The 17,393-nt window shown below is 72.8% G+C and carries 16 protein-coding genes; all 16 read right to left on the bottom strand.

Annotated elements, in window-relative coordinates:
- Positions 1-5: 5 nt before the first annotated feature.
- On the bottom strand, positions 6-560 hold the full coding sequence (gene rsmD, locus JNK12_24330; GenBank protein ID MBL8779076.1) for a 16S rRNA (guanine(966)-N(2))-methyltransferase RsmD: 555 nt from the start codon (positions 558-560) through the stop codon (positions 6-8).
- 120 nt (positions 561-680) lie between these two features.
- On the bottom strand, positions 681-2,402 hold the full coding sequence (locus tag JNK12_24325) for a hypothetical protein (protein ID MBL8779075.1): 1,722 nt from the start codon (positions 2,400-2,402) through the stop codon (positions 681-683).
- A 368-nt stretch (positions 2,403-2,770) separates the two neighbouring features.
- Positions 2,771-3,973 (bottom strand): methionine adenosyltransferase, encoded by a 1,203-nt coding sequence (locus tag JNK12_24320; GenBank protein MBL8779074.1) that lies wholly within the window; start codon positions 3,971-3,973, stop codon positions 2,771-2,773.
- Between the two features lie 12 nt (positions 3,974-3,985).
- On the bottom strand, positions 3,986-5,215 hold the full coding sequence (gene coaBC / locus JNK12_24315) for a bifunctional phosphopantothenoylcysteine decarboxylase/phosphopantothenate--cysteine ligase CoaBC (GenBank protein MBL8779073.1): 1,230 nt from the start codon (positions 5,213-5,215) through the stop codon (positions 3,986-3,988).
- A gap of 12 nt (positions 5,216-5,227) precedes the next feature.
- Complete coding sequence (gene rpoZ, locus JNK12_24310; GenBank protein ID MBL8779072.1) at positions 5,228-5,545, bottom strand: DNA-directed RNA polymerase subunit omega; 318 nt, start codon at positions 5,543-5,545, stop codon at positions 5,228-5,230.
- 85 nt (positions 5,546-5,630) lie between these two features.
- Positions 5,631-6,179 carry a hypothetical protein gene (locus JNK12_24305; GenBank protein ID MBL8779071.1) on the bottom strand — a complete coding sequence of 183 codons (549 nt, stop codon included), beginning with the start codon at positions 6,177-6,179 and terminating at the stop codon, positions 5,631-5,633.
- The gene (locus tag JNK12_24300; protein ID MBL8779070.1) at positions 6,176-6,508 is read right to left on the bottom strand and encodes an integration host factor; all 333 of its coding nucleotides are present in this window, start codon (positions 6,506-6,508) and stop codon (positions 6,176-6,178) included. Before JNK12_24300 ends, JNK12_24305 begins: the two co-directional genes overlap by 4 nt.
- Positions 6,509-6,559: 51 nt before the next feature.
- Positions 6,560-7,267 carry an orotidine-5'-phosphate decarboxylase gene (pyrF, locus tag JNK12_24295; protein ID MBL8779069.1) on the bottom strand — a complete coding sequence of 236 codons (708 nt, stop codon included), beginning with the start codon at positions 7,265-7,267 and terminating at the stop codon, positions 6,560-6,562.
- Entirely contained in the window at positions 7,260-8,171 is a 912-nt protein-coding gene (locus tag JNK12_24290; GenBank protein MBL8779068.1) for a dihydroorotate dehydrogenase, read from the bottom strand. The genes pyrF and JNK12_24290 overlap by 8 nt, the downstream gene beginning before the upstream one ends.
- Positions 8,172-8,190: 19 nt before the next feature.
- Positions 8,191-11,517 (bottom strand): carbamoyl-phosphate synthase large subunit, encoded by a 3,327-nt coding sequence (carB, locus tag JNK12_24285; GenBank protein MBL8779067.1) that lies wholly within the window; start codon positions 11,515-11,517, stop codon positions 8,191-8,193.
- On the bottom strand, positions 11,517-12,602 hold the full coding sequence (gene carA, locus JNK12_24280) for a glutamine-hydrolyzing carbamoyl-phosphate synthase small subunit (GenBank protein MBL8779066.1): 1,086 nt from the start codon (positions 12,600-12,602) through the stop codon (positions 11,517-11,519). The genes carB and carA overlap by 1 nt, the downstream gene beginning before the upstream one ends.
- A gap of 8 nt (positions 12,603-12,610) precedes the next feature.
- Positions 12,611-13,888, bottom strand: a complete 1,278-nt coding sequence (locus tag JNK12_24275; protein ID MBL8779065.1) for a dihydroorotase — start codon at positions 13,886-13,888, stop codon at positions 12,611-12,613.
- Complete coding sequence (locus JNK12_24270) at positions 13,885-14,829, bottom strand: aspartate carbamoyltransferase catalytic subunit (protein ID MBL8779064.1); 945 nt, start codon at positions 14,827-14,829, stop codon at positions 13,885-13,887. The genes JNK12_24275 and JNK12_24270 overlap by 4 nt, the downstream gene beginning before the upstream one ends.
- Before the next feature lie 34 nt (positions 14,830-14,863).
- On the bottom strand, positions 14,864-15,376 hold the full coding sequence (pyrR, locus tag JNK12_24265) for a bifunctional pyr operon transcriptional regulator/uracil phosphoribosyltransferase PyrR (protein ID MBL8779063.1): 513 nt from the start codon (positions 15,374-15,376) through the stop codon (positions 14,864-14,866).
- A 187-nt stretch (positions 15,377-15,563) separates the two neighbouring features.
- Positions 15,564-16,781, bottom strand: coding sequence for a transcription antitermination factor NusB (nusB, locus tag JNK12_24260; GenBank protein MBL8779062.1), 1,218 nt, complete (start codon positions 16,779-16,781; stop codon positions 15,564-15,566).
- Between the two features lie 22 nt (positions 16,782-16,803).
- Positions 16,804-17,367 carry an elongation factor P gene (efp, locus tag JNK12_24255; protein MBL8779061.1) on the bottom strand — a complete coding sequence of 188 codons (564 nt, stop codon included), beginning with the start codon at positions 17,365-17,367 and terminating at the stop codon, positions 16,804-16,806.
- Positions 17,368-17,393: the final 26 nt, after the last annotated feature.

The following is a 17,393-nucleotide window of genomic DNA, read 5'->3' as shown; positions in this document are numbered from 1 at the left end:
CGTCCTCAGGCTACCGAGTAGAAGCGCAGGGCCACGTTGCCATAGCGGCGGACGTCGAGCAGCTCGAGGTGCGCCAGCTCCGGCTCGTCGTCCTCTTCCCGGGGATCGAGCTGGAGGACCACACAGGCCCCTTCCGCCAAAAGGGTGGCGCTGCGCTCGTCGATCGCGGCCAGGGACTTCCCCCAGAGGTCGTGCCACTGCGGGGGCCCGGAGAACACCAGGTCGAACGGGGCGCTGACCGGGCGATCGAGCCAGGCGAACACGTCGGCCCGCTCGATCACGGCCCGGTCGGCGAGGCGGGTCTTGGCCAGGTTGGCCTTGATCACGTCGACCACGGCCCGGTCCTGCTCGACCAGTACCGCCTCGGCCGCGCCGCGGCTCAACGCCTCGATGCCCACGCCCCCCGTGCCGGCGAACAGGTCGAGGAAGCGGGCGTCGCGGACGTCGCGGCCGAAGATGTTGAACAGCGCCTCCTTGGCCCGGTCGCTGATCGGGCGGGTCCCCTCCGACGGTGGTCCCTCGAGGCGGATCCCCCGGGCTGAGCCGGCCACGACGCGCATGCCCGCATGCTGTCGGACGACGGCGCCCCCGTCGAACCGGCCCCCTCACCCCTCCCCTCCGGGACCACGCTGGTGCTCCCCACGACACCACGGTGGTCCCGGAACGAGGGGTGGGGAGCGTCAGCGGAGGGGGTCGACGGCGAGGCGGAGGCGCCCGGGCGGGCGCGGGGTCGCCGAGAGGGCGTCGCAGAGGGTGCGGTGGTCGGGGGCGCGCAGCAGCCACTCACCGTCGCGGGGGCCGAGCACATCGACCCCGGGCGGCGTGCCCAGCGCTTCGACGTAGGCCTCGGCGGCGACACCCGAGACCGTGGCAGCGGCCGAGAAGGGCGGGTTGGCCAACGCCCGCCGTCGCTCACGGTCGGCCGTGGCCACGCGACCCGGGTCGGCGTGCAGGGCGGCGGTGACCACTTCGTGCTGGGGCAGGCGGGTCTGGAGCACGAGGCGGCCGCCGTCGGCCCGACCACCGAGGAGGCGCGCGGCCCGGGCCAACAGGGCCATGGCCTGCTCGGCCGCCCGATAGCGGGGGGCCAGGAGCTCCTGGTCGAGGTCGAGGAAGGCCACGACGGCGGCGTCGGGCACCTGGTGGAGGACGGCCTCGGTGCCGACGAAGACCCGTGCTGTGGGCAGGTCCTCCCCGGCGGTCTTGGCACTCACCTCGACCACGGGCTCACCGGCGAGCGCCTCGAGCTCCTCGCGGGCGCGGGCGATGCCCGCCCGGAGGTTCTTGAAGCTCGTGGCGTGGCAGGCGAGGCACACCGTCGGGCGCTCCAAGGCGCAGTGGCGACAGGTGAGGGTGCCGACCTCGTCCTCGGCGGTGGACGAACCGCACCGCTCGCAGCGGGCCAGCTCGCCGCAGCGCACGCAGGCCAACAGGCGAGCCCGCCCGACCCGGTTCAGGACGCAGACCACCCGCCCGCCGGCCCGAAGGCGCTCGACGAGCAGCGGGGAGTACAGGCCGGCCCGCCCGGGATCCTCCTCGCGTCGGTCGACCACGTCCACCACGGGCCAGCCGGAGCGCTCGGCCTGGCGTGACGGTGGGAGCAGGTCGCCCCAGGCCTGGGCCTCCAGCGTCGGGCAGGGCGACACCAGCACGCACGGCACCCCGGCGCGCCGGGCGCGCTCGATGGCGACGTCCCGGGCGTGCCACGTGGGCGTGCGCTCCTCCTGGTAGCCCTCGTCGTGCTCGTCGAGGACGAGGACGGCGGTGAGGTCACGCATCGGTGCCCACGCCGCCGCCCGTGCGCCCACGACGGTGGCGCCGCCGGCGGCCACGGCCCAGTCCCGGGGCAGGAGGGCCACCGACACCCCGGAGCGCCGGAGGCGCACGCCGAGCGCACGCGCCGCCGCCAACGCCGGCGTCAGCACCAGCGCGTTGCCCTGGGCGGCCGCGGCGAGGACGAAGGGGAAGTGGTCAGCGGAGGGGGGCAGGCGGACGACGGCGCGCTCGTGGGTGAACGCGTCGAGCGCGAGGTCGTCGGCGACGATCGGCACGGGCGTGCCCCGCGCCGGCGCCGCCGGGATCCGGGCCACCACCCGTTCGGGCGACGCCGTACGTAGGAACGGCACCCGCCGACCGGCCCAGCGCCACGCCCCCCACCCGGCCAGATCGATCATCTCGGCGTTCGGGCCCCGCCCTGACACCTTGGCGAGGGGGCGCAGGGTCACGCCGGAGGGCGGTTCGACGTCGACCGCGGTGACCCAACCGCCCACCCGCCGGCCGTGGAGATCGATGCGCACCAGGTCGCCGACCTCGACTCGCCCGGCGGGCGGGAGCAGGCGATCGGGGACGAGGTAGTCGAACTCCCGCTCGATGGCGGGCACGTCGGGCAGGACGCGCACCACCACCGGATGCTCGGCCTGCGGCCGTGGGGCCTCGACCGGCAGCGCCTCCTGCGATGGGTCGGCCGCGGGCTCGTGCTCGCCCGCGGCCTCGTTCTCACGCTCGATCGCGTCCTCGGGGCCCGCGGGGCCCGAGTGCGGCGCCCCACCACCGGGCCCGAGTCCGAGGTCCAGCTCGGGCTCGTCGGGGGCGGGCGCCGCGGCCGACGGCTTCGACCGGGGGCGCGGCGGGCCGGGCCGGGCCTCGCCCGACTCGAGGCCCAGGTCCAGCTCGAGCGCGTCCAGCCCCGGGCGCGCGGCGGGCGCGCCCCGAGGGACGCGCCGCGCCGGTGGTTCCGCCCCGGGGGGCGGTGTCGGTGTGTCTCCGGCCGTCAGAGGCCGAGGGCGGACTTCAGGGCGTCCACCCGGTCGGTCCGCTCCCAGGTGAAGCCGTCGCCGTCGCCCGAGCGACCGAAGTGCCCGTAGGCCGCGGTCTGCTGGTAGATCGGCCGGCGCAGGTCGAGGTCACGCAGGATGGCGGCGGGGCGCAGGTCGAACACCTCGCGCACGGCGGGCTCGATCTTGGCCCGGTCCACGGTCTCGGTGCCGAAGGTCTCCACCATGATCGACATGGGGTGGGCCACACCGATGGCGTAGGCCACCTGGACCTCGCAGCGGGTGGCGGCGCCGGAGGCGACCACGTTCTTCGCCACCCAGCGGGCGGCGTAGGCGGCCGAGCGGTCGACCTTGCTGGGGTCCTTGCCCGAGAAGGCGCCGCCGCCGTGGCGACCCATGCCGCCGTAGGTGTCGACGATGATCTTGCGGCCGGTGAGGCCGGCATCGCCCACGGGGCCGCCGATGACGAAGCGGCCGGTCGGGTTGACGAAGACCTCGTAGTCGTCGCCCGCGAACTGCTCGGGGATGACGGGGCGGATCACGTGCTCGATGAGGTCGGGGCGGATCATCGAGTCACGGTCGATGCCGTCGTTGTGCTGGGTGGACACCAGCACGGTGCGCAGGCGGACGGGCTTGCCGTCCTCGTAGTCGAAGGTGACCTGGGTCTTGCCGTCGGGGCGCAGGTACGGGATGGTCCCGGCCTTGCGCACCTCGGCGAGGCGCTCGGCCATGCGGTGCGCCACGTGGATGGGCAGCGGCATGAGCACGTCGGTCTCGTCGCACGCGTAGCCGAACATCATCCCCTGGTCGCCGGCGCCCTGCTTGTCCAGCTGGTCCTCCTCGCCGGACTGGCCCGAGCGGACCTCCTCGGAGTCGTCCACGCCCTGGGCGATGTCCTGGGACTGCTCGTCGATGGACACCATGACGCCGCAGGTGTTGCCGTCGTAGCCGAACGACTCGCGGTCGTAGCCGATGCCGTTGATGGTCTCGCGCACGACGCGGGGGATGTCGACGTAGGCGTCGGTGGTGATCTCACCGGCGACGACGGCGAGGCCGGTGGTCACGAGGGTCTCACAGGCGACACGGCTGGCCGGGTCCTGCGCCAGCATGGCGTCGAGGATGGCGTCGGAGATCTGGTCGGCCATCTTGTCGGGGTGCCCCTCGGTGACCGATTCCGAGGTGAAGGTCCAGCTGGTCACGTGTGTCGCTCCCTAGGTGGTGGGGGTGGGTGGAAGATCTGGAGACGAGGTGTCTCGGGTCGAGACGACGGCGTCGAGCACCGCTCGCGCGACCGCCCGCTTGTCGCTCAGAGGGACGTCCCGCTCGATTCCCGAACCCGACATGATTAGCACCTGGTTGGTGTCGTGTTCGAACCCGACCGCGGGTGCGGAGACGTCGTTGGCGACGATGAGGTCGGCCCCTTTGGCCGCCAGCTTGGCGCCGGCGTTCGCCCGCAGGTCCTGGGTCTCGGCCGCGAAGCCGACCAGGGTCTGCCCGGGGCGCTTGCGCCGACCCAGGGCGGCGAGGATGTCCGGGGTCGGCTCGAGGACGATCTCGGGCGTGCCGCCGGCCTTCTTGATCTTCTGATCCTGGCGGACGGCCGGGCGGAAGTCGGCCACTGCCGCGGCCATGACCACGATGTCGGCGGCGTCGCTGCGGGTGAGCACGGCCTGCTCCATCTCCGCCGCGGTCTCGACGGTCACGGCCTCGACCCCGGCGGCGACGGGCCTCCCGGTGGTGGTGACGATGGTGACCTTGGCGCCCCGCGCCGCGGCCTCGTCGGCGATCGCGTGGCCCTGCTTGCCCGACGAGCGGTTGCCCAGGAATCGCACGGGGTCGAGGGGCTCACGGGTGCCGCCGGCGGTGACGAGGACCCGGAGGCCGGCGAGGTCCTGCGGGGCCAGGAGGCGCTCGACCGCCGCGACGATGTCCTCCGGCTCGGCGAGGCGACCGGCGCCGACGTCGCCCCCGGCCAGGCGACCCTCGGCGGGCGGGACGATGGTGACCCCCCGCTCGGCCAGCGTGCGCAGGTTGTCCTGGACCGCCGGGTGCTCCCACATCTCGGTGTGCATGGCCGGGCAGACCACCACGGGCGCGCGGGTGGCGAGCAGCGTGGCCGTGAGGAGGTCGTCGGAGAGCCCGGCCGTATAGGCCGCCAGCAGACGGGCCGTGGCCGGCGCCACCAGGATGAGGTCCGCGCCCTGGCCGAGCCGGGTGTGCGGGATGGGGCTGGCCTCGTCCCAGAGCGACGTCTGGACGGGCTCGGAGGCCAGGGCCGAGAAGGTGACCTCGCCCACGAAACGGGTGGCGCCCTCGGTGAGGACGGGGCTCACGTGCGCCCCCGCGTCGACCAGGCGACGGCAGACCTCGACCGCCTTGTAGGCGGCGATGCCCCCGGTGACGCCCAGGACGATGCGGCGGCCCTCGAGGGCCGCGGGCATGGCCGGGTGCTCCTACTCGGTGTCGGTCTCGGCGTCGCCCGCGTCGTCGGCCTCATCGGCGACGACCTCGACCTCGGGCGCCGGCTCGGGGACGACACCGATGATCTTGTCGGCGGCGATCTCCTCGAAGGCGATCGAGAGGGGCTTGCGGGCCAGCGAGGTGACCTGGGGCGGGACGGCGGAGCCGAGGCCCTCGCCCAGCTGGTTGAAGTAGGAGTTGATCTGGCGTGCCCGCATCGAGCCCAGCGTGACCAGGGTGAACTTGGAGTCGACCTTGGAGAGCAGCTCCTCGATCGGCGGGTTCATCATCGTGTTGTGGCGCGTCGGCATGCGGACTCCTCAGACAGCGGGCGTGCCAGGTTACCAGCCGCACCCCCGGAATCCCGAGATGGTGCGGGCCGGACGGGTCGCCCGCTCAGGCGCCGGCGGGACGCCTGCGGGCGCCGGCGATCAGCGTCTCGATCTCGTGCAGGGCCTGCAGGAGGTCGTCGTTGATGACCACATGGGCGTCGAGGGACGAGGCCACCTCGTGCTCCTCGGGCGCCTTGGCGAGGCGCTTCTCGATCACCGCGGGATCGTCGCCCCGGTTGCGCAGGCGGGCCGCCTGCACCTCGGGCGTCGGGGTGGTGACGAACACGACCAGGGCGTCAGGGTCGTGCTCGCGAATGGAGCGGGCCCCGTGGACGTCGATCTCGAAGACCATGTCCACGCCCTCGGGCGGGTCGGGCAGCGGCGTGCCCTGGCGGTAGTCGAGGAACTCGACCCACTCCAGGAACCCGCCGGCGGCCACGTTGGCCTCGAACTCCTCGGGGCTGGCGAACACGTAGGCGTCCTCGGCCTCACCGGGGCGGCGGGCGCGGGTGGTCCACGACCGGCTCAGCCAGAGGCTCGGATCACGCTCGAGCAGTCGGGCGACCAGGGTGCCCTTGCCGGCCCCACCCGGACCGCAGATGACGACGTTCACGACGACGACGACGTCGACGGGAATTCGGCCAGCAGCTTCTCGCGCTGGTGCTCCCCCACCCCGCGCACCCGGCGCGAGTGGGCGATGCCGATGGTGTCCATGGTGCGCCGCGCCTTGACCTTGCCCACCGCCGGCAGGGACTCGAGGATCACGAGCATCTTCGTGCCGGCGACCACCTCGTCGTCGACGGCGCGGGCGAACACGTCGGCGAGGCTCACGGTGCCGGCCTTCAGGTCCTCTTTCAGCCGGGCCCGCTCCTGGCGGGCGCGCAGGGCCTTGTCGCGGGCGGCGGCCCGTTGCTCGTCGGACAACGTCGGCGGTTGCGGCATCCCTCGGACCCTACCGTCGGCCGCGAGTGCCTCCGAACGGACCCCGGTCGATCAGCTGAGGTCGGCGACGAGCGCCGCTGCCGCAGCCACCGGGTCGTCGGCCAACGTGACGGGGCGGCCGATGACGAGCACGTCGGCGCCGGCGTCGAGTGCCTCGCGGGGCGTGGCCGTGCGGGCCTGGTCGTTCGCGTCGCTGCCCGCGGGGCGGATGCCGGGCACCATGCGGAACAGGCGCGGCGCGTACTCGTGCACGTCCTTGAGGTCGGACGCGGCGCAGACGATGCCGCCGCAGCCCGCCTCGGCGGCCACCATCACCCGCTTGGGGACGATGTGGGGCGGAGCGTCGGCGTCGCTGGTGAGGACCGTGACCGCCATGGCCATGGGAGGCTCGAGACCGGCGTTGGCCGCACCTTCGGCCAGGCCGTGGACGCCGGCACGGAGCATGGGCACCCCACCATGGGCGTGCAGCGTGAGGTACGAGGCGCCGAGGGACCCGAGCACCTTGGCGGCCTTCTCCACCGTGGTGGGGATGTCGTGCAGCTTGAGGTCGAGGAAGACGTCGTAGCCGAGGTCGGTGAGGGCACCGATGGTGTCGGGCCCGACGGCGCTGTAGAGCTCGAGGCCGACCTTGGCCACCCGGAAGTACGGCTGGAGCTGGCGGGCCAGGCGCATGGCCACCACGAGGTCGTCCACGTCGAGCGCCAGGGCCAGATGGTCCCGCGCCTCGGTGGCGGCGGCCGCCGCGGTGGTCTCAGTCATGTGCTCCTCCGATGATGTGCGAGAGACGGGGATCCGCCTGGCGCCGGACCCACGCGGCTAATTCTTTCAGCACGCGAGCCGGAGCGCGTGGATCGGCGAACGTGGCCGTGCCAACCTGCACCCCCGAGGCGCCGGCCAACAGCAGTTCGGCGGCGTCCGCACCCTTGGCCACGCCACCCACGCCGACGATGGGCAGGTCGGGGTGGGCGGCCCGGCACTCGTAGACCGCCCGCACCGCCACGGGGTGGATGGCCGGCCCCGAGAGCCCGCCGCCGCCGTTACCGAGGCGCGGGCGGCGGGTCTCCGGATCGATGAGCAGGCCCATGACCGTGTTGATGAGGGTGACGGCCTCGGCGCCACCCTCCCGGGCGGCGGCGGCGATGGCGGTGAGGTCGGTGACGTTGGGGCTGAGCTTGGCCCAACGGGGACGGCCGCACACTTCGGTGACGGCCATCGCCTCGGTGGTCGACGCCGGGGAGTGGGCGAACATCGAGCCGCGGGACTCGACGTTCGGGCACGACAGGTTGACCTCCACTGCGACCACCTCGGGCGGGGCGTCCGCCAACAGTGCGGCCGCGGCGGCGTAGTCCTCCACCGAACGACCCCAGATGGAAACCACCACCCGGGCGCCGAGGTCGAGCAACGGTGGGAGCTCCTCCTCGAGCCAGAAGGCCACTCCGCGGCCCTGCAACCCGATGCTGTTGAGCATCCCCGCCGGCGTCTCGTGCACCCGGGGGGCGGGGTTGCCGGGCCACGGCTCGGCGGAGAGCGACTTCACCACGACGGCTCCGAGCTCGGCGAGATCGAGGTACGGCGACAGCTCGGTGCCATGGCCGGCCGTGCCCGACGCCGTCATCACCGGGTTGGGCAGGGTCACGGACCCGATCGTGGTGGTCAGGTCCATGCGGGCGCCGGCGGTGGCATCACGAGGACGGGGCGAGATCGTCGGTGCTGACGCCGAGGTGGAAGTCCTGCAGGCTGCGCACCCGGAGCTCGTGGCGGGACCAGTCCGCCATTCCCTTGGCCGCGGCGAGGCCCGCCGCGCCGGTGGTGAGCAGGGGCACGTGGTGCCGGCCGGCCGCGGCGCGGATGTGGGCGCCGTCCGAGCGCGGCCCACGGCCACGGGGGCTGTTGATCACCAGGTCGACCTTGCCGCTGGAGATGAGCTCGACGGCGTCGGTGCCGCCGCCCTCCTCCCCCAGCTTGGCCACCACGGTGGCCACGTCGATGCCGTGCTCCTGGAGCAGCGCGGCGGTGCCGGCGGTGGCGGCGATGTCGAAGCCCAGGTCGACGAACCGGCGGGCCGCTTCGAGGGCGACGGCCTTGTCGCGGTCGGCGAGGGACAAGAAGACGGTGCCGCTCGCCGGCATGCGCTCACCGGCCGCCAGCTGGCTCTTGAAGAACGCGAGGCCCACGGTCAGGTCGATGCCCATGACCTCGCCCGTCGAGCGCATCTCGGGCCCGAGCACCGCGTCGGCGTCGGGGAAGCGACTGAACGGCAGGACCGCCTCCTTGACCGCGTAGTGGTCGCCCACGACGGGGTCCCGGAGCAGGCCCTCCTCGCGCAGCTCGGCGAGGCTCGCGCCCATCATCGTGCGAGCGGCGACCTTCACCAGGGGCACGCCGGTGGCCTTGGCCACGAAGGGCACGGTGCGAGAGGCGCGTGGGTTGGCCTCGATGACGAACACCTGGCCCGCCTTCACGGCGTACTGGACGTTGATCAGCCCGCACACGTCGAGGGCCTCCGCGATGGCCCGGGTGTAGGTCTCGAGGACCTCGATGGTCTCCTCGGAGAGGTTCGGCGGCGGGATGACGCACGCGCTGTCGCCGGAGTGGACACCAGCCTCCTCGACGTGCTCCATGATCCCCCCGATGACCACCTCGCCGGTGGTGTCGCGGATGGCGTCGACGTCGACCTCGGTGGCGTCCTCGAGGAAGCGGTCGATGAGCACGGGGCGCTCGGCCGACAGGCCGCCCTCCTTGCCGAGCGAGCCGAAGCCGGCGAGCTGCTCCATGGCCCGGCGCAGGCTCTCGTCGTCGTAGACGATCTCCATGGCCCGGCCGCCCAGCACGTAGGAGGGGCGCACCAGGACGGGGTAGCCGACGCGGTCGACGACGGCCTGCGCCTGCTCGACCGTCGACGCCGTGCCGCCCGCGGGCTGGGGGATGTCGAGGTGGGCGCACAGCGAGTTCCACCGCTCCCGGTCCTCGGCGAGGTCGATGGAGGCCGCGCTGGTGCCCCGGACGAGGCCCTCGGGCAGCAGGCCCGCCAGCTTGAGGGGCGTCTGACCCCCGAGGGCCACGATCACCCCGGCCACCTCACCCTCGGCCGACTCGGCGTCGAGCACGTTGGCGACGTCCTCGAGGGTGAGGGGCTCGAAGTAGAGCCGGTCGCTGGTGTCGTAGTCCGTGGACACGGTCTCGGGGTTGCAGTTGACCATCACCGTCTCGTAGCCCGCCTCGGACAGGGCGAAGCTGGCGTGGACGCAGCAGTAGTCGAACTCGATGCCCTGGCCGATGCGGTTGGGCCCGGAGCCGAGGATGATCACCTTGGGGCGGTCGCCCGGGCGGATCTCGTCCTCGTCCTCGTAGGTCGAGTAGTGGTACGGCGTGCGGGCCTCGAACTCGGCCCCGCAGGTGTCGACCGTCTTGAAGGTCGGGACCACGCCGGCCGCGAGGCGGGCGGTGCGCACCTCGGCCTCCGGCACGTCCCACAGGTACCCGAGCTGGGCATCGGAGAACCCGAGGCGCTTGGCCCGCCGCCAGTCCTGGCGGGTCATCGCCGAGAAGCCGACCTCGGCGAGGTGGGCCCGCTCCTCCACGATGGCGAGGAACTGATCCAGGAACCACGGGTCGACGCGCGTGGCCTCGTACAGACGCTCGATGCTGATGCCGCGCCGAAGGGCAGCCTCGAGCTGGAAGGGGCGGTCGGGGGTGCCGATGGCGGCCTTGGCGATGAGCTCGTCGTCGCCCAGGTTGTCGTAGAGGGCCTCGCCCGGGTCGCAGTTGAGGCCGAAGCGCCCGTGCTCGAGCGACCGCAGGCCCTTCTGCATCGACTCGGGGAAGGTGCGGCCGATGGCCATGGCCTCGCCCACCGACTGCATCTGGGTGCCGAGGACGGCCGGCGTCCCGGGGAACTTCTCGAAGGCCCAGCGCGGGATCTTGGTGACCACGTAGTCGATGGTCGGCTCGAAGCTGGCCGGCGTCTTCTCGGTGATGTCGTTGGGGATCTCGTCGAGCGTGTAGCCGACGGCGAGGCGCGCCGCGATCTTGGCGATGGGGAACCCGGTGGCCTTCGAGGCGAGCGCCGAGGAGCGGCTCACCCGCGGGTTCATCTCGATCACGACCATCTTGCCGTCGACGGGGTTGAGCGCGAACTGCACGTTCGAGCCGCCGGTCTCGACGCCGACGCGCCGCATGCAGGCGAAGGCGGCATCGCGCATCAGCTGGTACTCGACGTCGCTCAGCGTCTGGGCCGGGGCGACGGTGATGGAGTCGCCCGTGTGGACGCCCATCGGGTCGAAGTTCTCGATGGTGCAGACCACCACGCAGTTGTCCGCGTGGTCGCGCATGACCTCGAGCTCGAACTCCTTCCAGCCCGCGATCGACTCCTCGATCAGGATCTCGGAGATCGGGCTGGCCTCGAGGCCGTGCGCCGCCGCCGCCCGGAACTCCTCGTGGGTGGCGGCCATGCCGGTGCCGCGCCCGCCGAGGATGTACGCCGGACGGATGATCACGGGCAGGCCGATGGAGTCCACCGCGGCCATCGCCTCGTCCAGGGTGTGGGCGATGGCTGATTCGGGTACCCCGACGCCGATCTCCTTCATGGCCACCTTGAACTGCTCGCGGTCCTCGGCCGTGGCGATGGCCTCGGCACGCGCCCCGATCAGTTCCGGACGCCCGTCGTTCGCGGTCCCGGTGCCGTCCACCACGCCCCGCTCGACCAGCTCCATCGCCAGGTTCAGCGCGGTCTGCCCGCCCAGGGTGGGGAGCACCGCATCGGGGCGCTCCCTGTCGATGATGGCGGTGAGCACGTCGGCGTCGAGCGGCTCGACGTAGGTGGCGTCGGCGAAGTCCGGGTCGGTCATGATCGTGGCCGGGTTGGAGTTGGCCAGGATCACCCGGTACCCCTCCTGGCGCAGGACGCGGCAGGCCTGCGTGCCGGAGTAGTCGAACTCGCACGCCTGCCCGATGACGATCGGGCCCGATCCGATGATGAGGATCGATTCGATGTCGGTGCGCTTCGGCATCAGCGGGTGCCCTCCCGGGGCGAGTCCATGAGGTCGTCGAAGAGGTCGAACAGGTAGCGCGAGTCGTGCGGCCCCGGGCCGGCCTCGGGGTGGTACTGCACGGAGAAGGCGGGCACGTCGCGCACCCGCAGGCCCTCGACCACGCCGTCGTTCAGGTTCACGTGGCTCACGTCGGCGGTGGCGAGCGAGCCCTCCGCCACCGCGTAGTTGTGGTTCTGGCTGGTGATCTCGATGGCCCCGGTGTCGAGGCGCCGCACCGGATGGTTGCCGCCGTGGTGGCCGAAGGGCAGCTTGTAGGTGCTGCCCCCGAGGGCGGTGGCCAGCAGCTGGTGGCCGAGGCAGATGCCGAAGATCGGCACCTCGCCGAGGAGGCCGCGGATGGCCTCGACGGTGCCCGTCACCGCCGCCGGGTCCCCGGGGCCGTTCGACAGGAACACGCCGTCAGGGCGCCGGGCCAGGACGTCGGCGGCCGAGGTGTGGGCGGGCACGACCTCGACGGTCGCGTGCTGGCCGAGGTGGTGGAGGATGGTGGCCTTGATGCCGAGGTCGTAGGCCACGACCCGGCGAGGCCCGTCGCCGACCGTGTAGGGCTCGGCGCACGTGACCTCGGCGACGAGGTCGGCGCCGTCGGTACCCGGCTCAGCCTGCGCCGCCGCCTTGAGGGTGACCTCGTCGGCGGTGCCGAAGGCGCCGGGCATGGCTCCCGCCTCGCGGATGTGGCGGGTGAGCCGTCGCGTGTCGATCCCTCCGATGCCGGGGACGCCCTTCGCCGCCAGGTAGCCGTCGAGGTCGTCGGTGGACCGCCAGTTGCTGCGCCGCCGGGCCATCTCGCGGACGATGACGCCACGGCAGAAGGGCCGGCGGCTCTCGTCGTCGAGCGCGGTGACCCCGTAGTTGCCGATGTGGGGGTAGGTGAAGGTGATGATCTGCCCCGCGTAGGACGGGTCGGTGATCACCTCCTGGTAGCCGGTGAGGACGGTGTTGAACACCACCTCCCCGGTGGCGACGCCCCCGGGCGGCTCGGCGCCGATGGCCTCGCCCTCGAAGGTGGTGCCGTCGGCCAGGACCAACAGGGCCGGCCGGATCGGGTCAGTCATCTCTGCGCTTCTCCATCGAGGACAACGGGTTCTCCGAACAGGAAGGTGTGGCGGACCCGGCCGGTGAGGGTGCGGCCGGCATAGGGGTTGTTGCGGCTACGGCTGGCCGACTGCGCCGGGTCGACCGTCCACGTCTCGGTGGGGTCGATGACGCACAGGTTGGCGGGGCGCCCTTCGGCCACCGGGCCGCCGTGCTGGTCGGCCAGGCCGGCGATGGCGGCCGGCTGCCAGGACAGCAGCGCCAGCACCTGGGCGATGGGGAGGTCGAGCTTGGTCAGGGCCAGGGCGAGTGCGGTCTCGAGGCCGAGCATCCCGGGTGGCGCCTGGTCGAAGGCCTGCTCCTTGGCCTCCTGCGTGTGCGGCGCGTGGTCGGTGGCGATGGCGTCGATGGCGCCGTCGGCGAGCCCGGCCCGCACCGCGGCGACGTCCGCGTCCGGGCGCAACGGGGGGTTGACCTTGTAGAGCGGGTCGTACGACGCCACCTGGGCGTCGGTCAGGGTGAAGTGGTGGGTGGTGGCCTCGGCGGTGACCTGCAGGCCCCGGGCCTTCGCCTCGCAGACGAGGTCGACCGAGACCGCCGTGGACAGGTGCTGGAAGTGCACCCGCATGCCGGTGAGGCGGGACAGCACGATGTCCCGGGCCACCATCAGCTCCTCGGACTCGGCCGGCTGGCCGGGGATGCCGAGTCGACTGGACCACTCGCCTTCGTGCATGTGCCCGCCGGCGGCCAGGGCCGCGACCTCACAGTGCTGCGCGAGCGTGACCTGCTGGGGGAGGCCGGACGCGTACTCGAGGGCGCGACGCATCAGGCCGGCGTCCTGGACCCCGTCGCCGTCGTCGGTGAACAGGCGCACGCCGAGGTCGGCCATCTCGGCCATGGGGGTGAGCTGCTCGCCCTTGCGCCCGACGGTGATGGCCCCCGACGAGTGCACGTCGCACGGGGCGGCCCGGCCCAGCTCGAGCACCTCGCGGACCACCGAGGCGCTGTCGATGGGGGGATCGGTGTTGGGCATGGCCACCACGGCGGTGAACCCGCCCAGGGCAGCGGCTCGGGACCCGGTCTCGACCGTCTCCGCCTCCTCGCGTCCGGGCTCTCGCAGGTGGGTGTGGAGGTCGACCAGGCCGGGAGCCACATAGCAGCCGTCGGCGTCGATGACCCGCCCCCCTTCGAGGCCCTCGCCGACGGCGGCGATGGTGCCGTCGTCGTCGATGGCCACGTCGGCCCGGCGCTCACCGGTGGCGTCGACGACCGTGCCGCCCTTGACGATGATCATGAGGGGTTCTCCAGTTGCAGGACCTTGTCGCTGCCCGATCCGAGCAGGAGGTACAGGACGGCCATGCGCACGGCCACGCCGTTGCGCACCTGGTCGACGATCACCGAGCGGGGCAGGTCGGCCACGTCGGCGGCGATCTCCACCCCCCGGTTCATGGGCCCCGGGTGCATCACGAGGGCGGCGTCGTCGAGGCGGTCCACCCGTCGCCGGGTGAGGCCGTAGCGGGCGGTGTACTCGCGCAGGGAGGGCACCAGGGCCGAGTCCATGCGCTCACGCTGCATCCGCATCAGGTAGACGATGTCCACCTTGGGCAAGACGGCGTCGAGGTCGTGGCTCACGGTGACGGGCCAGCCCTCGAGGCTGGGCGGCAGCAGCGTGGGCGGGGCCACCAGGGTGACCTCGGCGCCGAGGCTGGTGAAGGCCAGCACGTCCGAGCGCGCCACCCGGGAGTGCTTGACGTCGCCGACGATGGCGATGCGCAGGCCCTCGCACGAGCCGAGGTGTTGGCGGATCGTGTAGCAGTCGAGCAGCGCCTGCGTGGGGTGCTCGTGCCAGCCGTCACCGGCGTTGACGACCGAGGCGTCGGCCCAGCGGGCGACCTGCCAGGGCGCCCCCGCCGAGCGGTGGCGCACCACGATGGCGTCGACGCCCATGGCCTCGATGGTCTGCACGGTGTCGCGCAGGGACTCGCCCTTCTTCACCGAGGAGGAGGAGACCGAGAAGTTCATGACGTCGGCCGACAGCCGGCGGGCGGCGGTCTCGAACGAGAGCCGGGTGCGGGTGGAGTCCTCGAAGAACAGCCAGGCCACGGTCTTGCCCCGCAGGGCCGGCACCTTCGGGATGGCCCGTTCGCTGACCTCGACGAACGAGTCGGTCAGGCGCAGGATCTCGTCGATCCCGTCGGCGCCGAGGTCGGCGACCGACAGCAGGTTGCGACTCATCGGGCCGGCACCGCTCGGGCACACGACGGCCGGGTCACTTCCGCATCTCCCCGATGTCGACCCCGTCGGGGGTGACGTCGACCACCTCGTCGCGGCGGGTCGGCAGGTTCTTGCCCACGTAGTCCGGGCGGATGGGCAACTCACGGTGGCCCCGGTCGATCATCACCGCCAGTTGGATGGCCCGGGGGCGGCCGTAGTCCGTGAGCGCATCGAGGGCCGCCCGGATGGTGCGGCCGGTGAAGAGCACGTCGTCGACCAGGACGACGTACTTGCCCGTGATGTCGAAGGGGATGTCGGTGACCGCCTCGGGGAGCACCGGGCGCAGCCCGATGTCGTCGCGGTAGAAGGCCACGTCGAGGGTGCCCATCGGCACCGGCGGCGCGTCGTCGTCCTCGCCGACGTCGTGGAGCGCCTTGGCCAACGCGTCGGCGAGCGCCACCCCGCCGGTCTGGAGGCCGATGACCACCGTCTCGTCGACGCCCTGGTTGCGCTCGATGACCTCGTGGGCCATCCGCCAGATCGCCCGGCGGATGTCGTCGGCTTCCATCACCCGTGCCCGGGCAACAAAAACGCCCCCGTAGGGGGGCGTGATGCGGCGTTCGCGTTCAGCCAAGCGACGTCTCCTCTGTCCGTTCGGGCCTCACGGGACCCGATTCACGGTCAGGAGTGCACCGTAGCAGTCGCGCGGGCCGCCGCGTCCGGGTCGGGGGCGGCCGTTCCGAGATCTCGCCCGGTTACGCCGGGAAGACCCACCGGCTGGGCGACTCGGCCCGGAAACCGGCGCGGCGCACGACGCCCACCGACGCCCGGTTGACCGGGTCGACCTCCGCCACCACCCGATGGAGCCCGAGGTCGCGCACCGCCCAGGACGTGACGAGGCGCACCGCCCGGGTGGCATGCCCCTTGCCGCGGTGGGGTGCCGCGATCCAGTAGCCGATCTGCGCGCCGCCCTCGTCGTCGAACGCCGCCAGACCGACCTCGCCGAGCACCTCGGGGCGGGCCCCGATCCCGGCGACGACGAGATCGAGGGACAGGCCCCGCTCGCGCAGCCGGGGGGTGCCGTCGATCCACCGTCGGGCATCCACCAGCGAGCGCGCCGCCGGGGGCGCGCTCCAACGGGCCACGGCCGGATCGGCCCACGCCGCGACCAGGGCGGGAGCGTCGGCGGCCTGCCAGGAACGCAGGCGCACGACCCCGTCGCCCAACGGGGGCTGCGGGAGCGGCAGCGGCGGCCGCTGCCCCACGTCGGCGGCCGGCGGCGCCGGCTCGGGCTCAGGCGCCGACTCGGGCTCAACTGCGGCCGCGGGCTCAGGCGCCGGCTGGGGCTCGGGCTCGGGCTCGACCTCGGTCTCCGACTCGGGCTCGGGCTCGACTGCAGGCTCGACCTCGGTCTCCGACTCGGGCTCGGGCGCCGGCTCGGGCTCGGCGTCGGCGTCGCGATCCTCCCCGGCCGCCGGTACCTCACCGGCCGGGAGATCCTCGTCGATCCACTCGTCGAGCTCCTCGTCGTCGAGCTCCTCCTCGTCGGGCACCCACTCGAGCGGCACGCCGTCGCCGTCGCGCACTTCGCCGGCGATGCGGGCGAGCAGGCCGTTCACGAAACGACCGGACTCGTCCGTGGAGTACTCCGACGCCAACTCCACCGCCTCGGACACCACGGCGGCGGTCGGGACGCCGGGCTCGAACAGGAGCTCGTAGATGGCGACGCGCAGCACGGCGCGGTCGATGGCCGGCATGCGTTCGAGCTTCCAGCCCCGGGCGTAGCGGCGGATGAGGCCGTCGATGGCCCCGCCGTGCTCCCCCACCCCCAGGACGAGGCGCTCGGCGTAGGCGTCGGGCTCGATGGGCAGGGCGGCCACGACCTCGGCCGGAGTGTCCGCCTTGGCCTCGGCTTCGTAGAGCAGGGCCAGGGCACGCTCGCGCGCCTCGCGGCGACTTCCGGCGACGGTCATGGGCGCGAGGGTGTCGGTCGGCTCAGGCGCGGCTGAGGTAGTCGCCCGTGCGGGTGTCCACCTTGACGCGGTCACCCGGGCCCACGAAGAGCGGGACCTGGACGATGAGGCCGGTCTCGAGCGTGGCGGGCTTGCGCGCCCCCGACACACGGTCACCCTGGATGCCGGGCTCCGTCTCGGCGATGGCCAGCTCGACCGCGGCGGGCAGGTCGACGCCGACGATCTCGTCGCCGTACATCTGCAGCACGGCGGCGTTGCCCTCGATGAGGTAGTTGGCGGCGTCGCCCAGGGCGGCGCTCGTCACGTTGACCTGCTCGTAGGACTGGTTGTCCATGAAGACGTAGTCGTCGCCCTCGCGGTAGAGGAACTGCATCTCGCGCTTGTCGATGATGGCCCGCTCGACCTTCTCCCCGGCCCGGAAGGTCTTGTCGACCACGGCGCCGTTGCGCACGTTCTTGAGCGTGGTGCGCACGAAGGCACCGCCCTTGCCGGGCTTCACGTGCTGGAACTCGACCACCTGGAACAGGCCCTCGTCGAGGTCGAGGCTCATGCCGTTCTTGAGGTCGTTGGTGGTGATGGTGGCCATGGGTGGTCCTTCGGTCAGGCAGTCGG

Source organism: Acidimicrobiales bacterium (assembly GCA_016794585.1).
Taxonomy (GTDB): Bacteria; Actinomycetota; Acidimicrobiia; order Acidimicrobiales; family DATDAH01; genus JAEUJM01.
The sequence above is the reverse complement of the archived record's forward strand: the minus strand, read 5'-3'. Positions and strand labels throughout refer to the sequence as shown.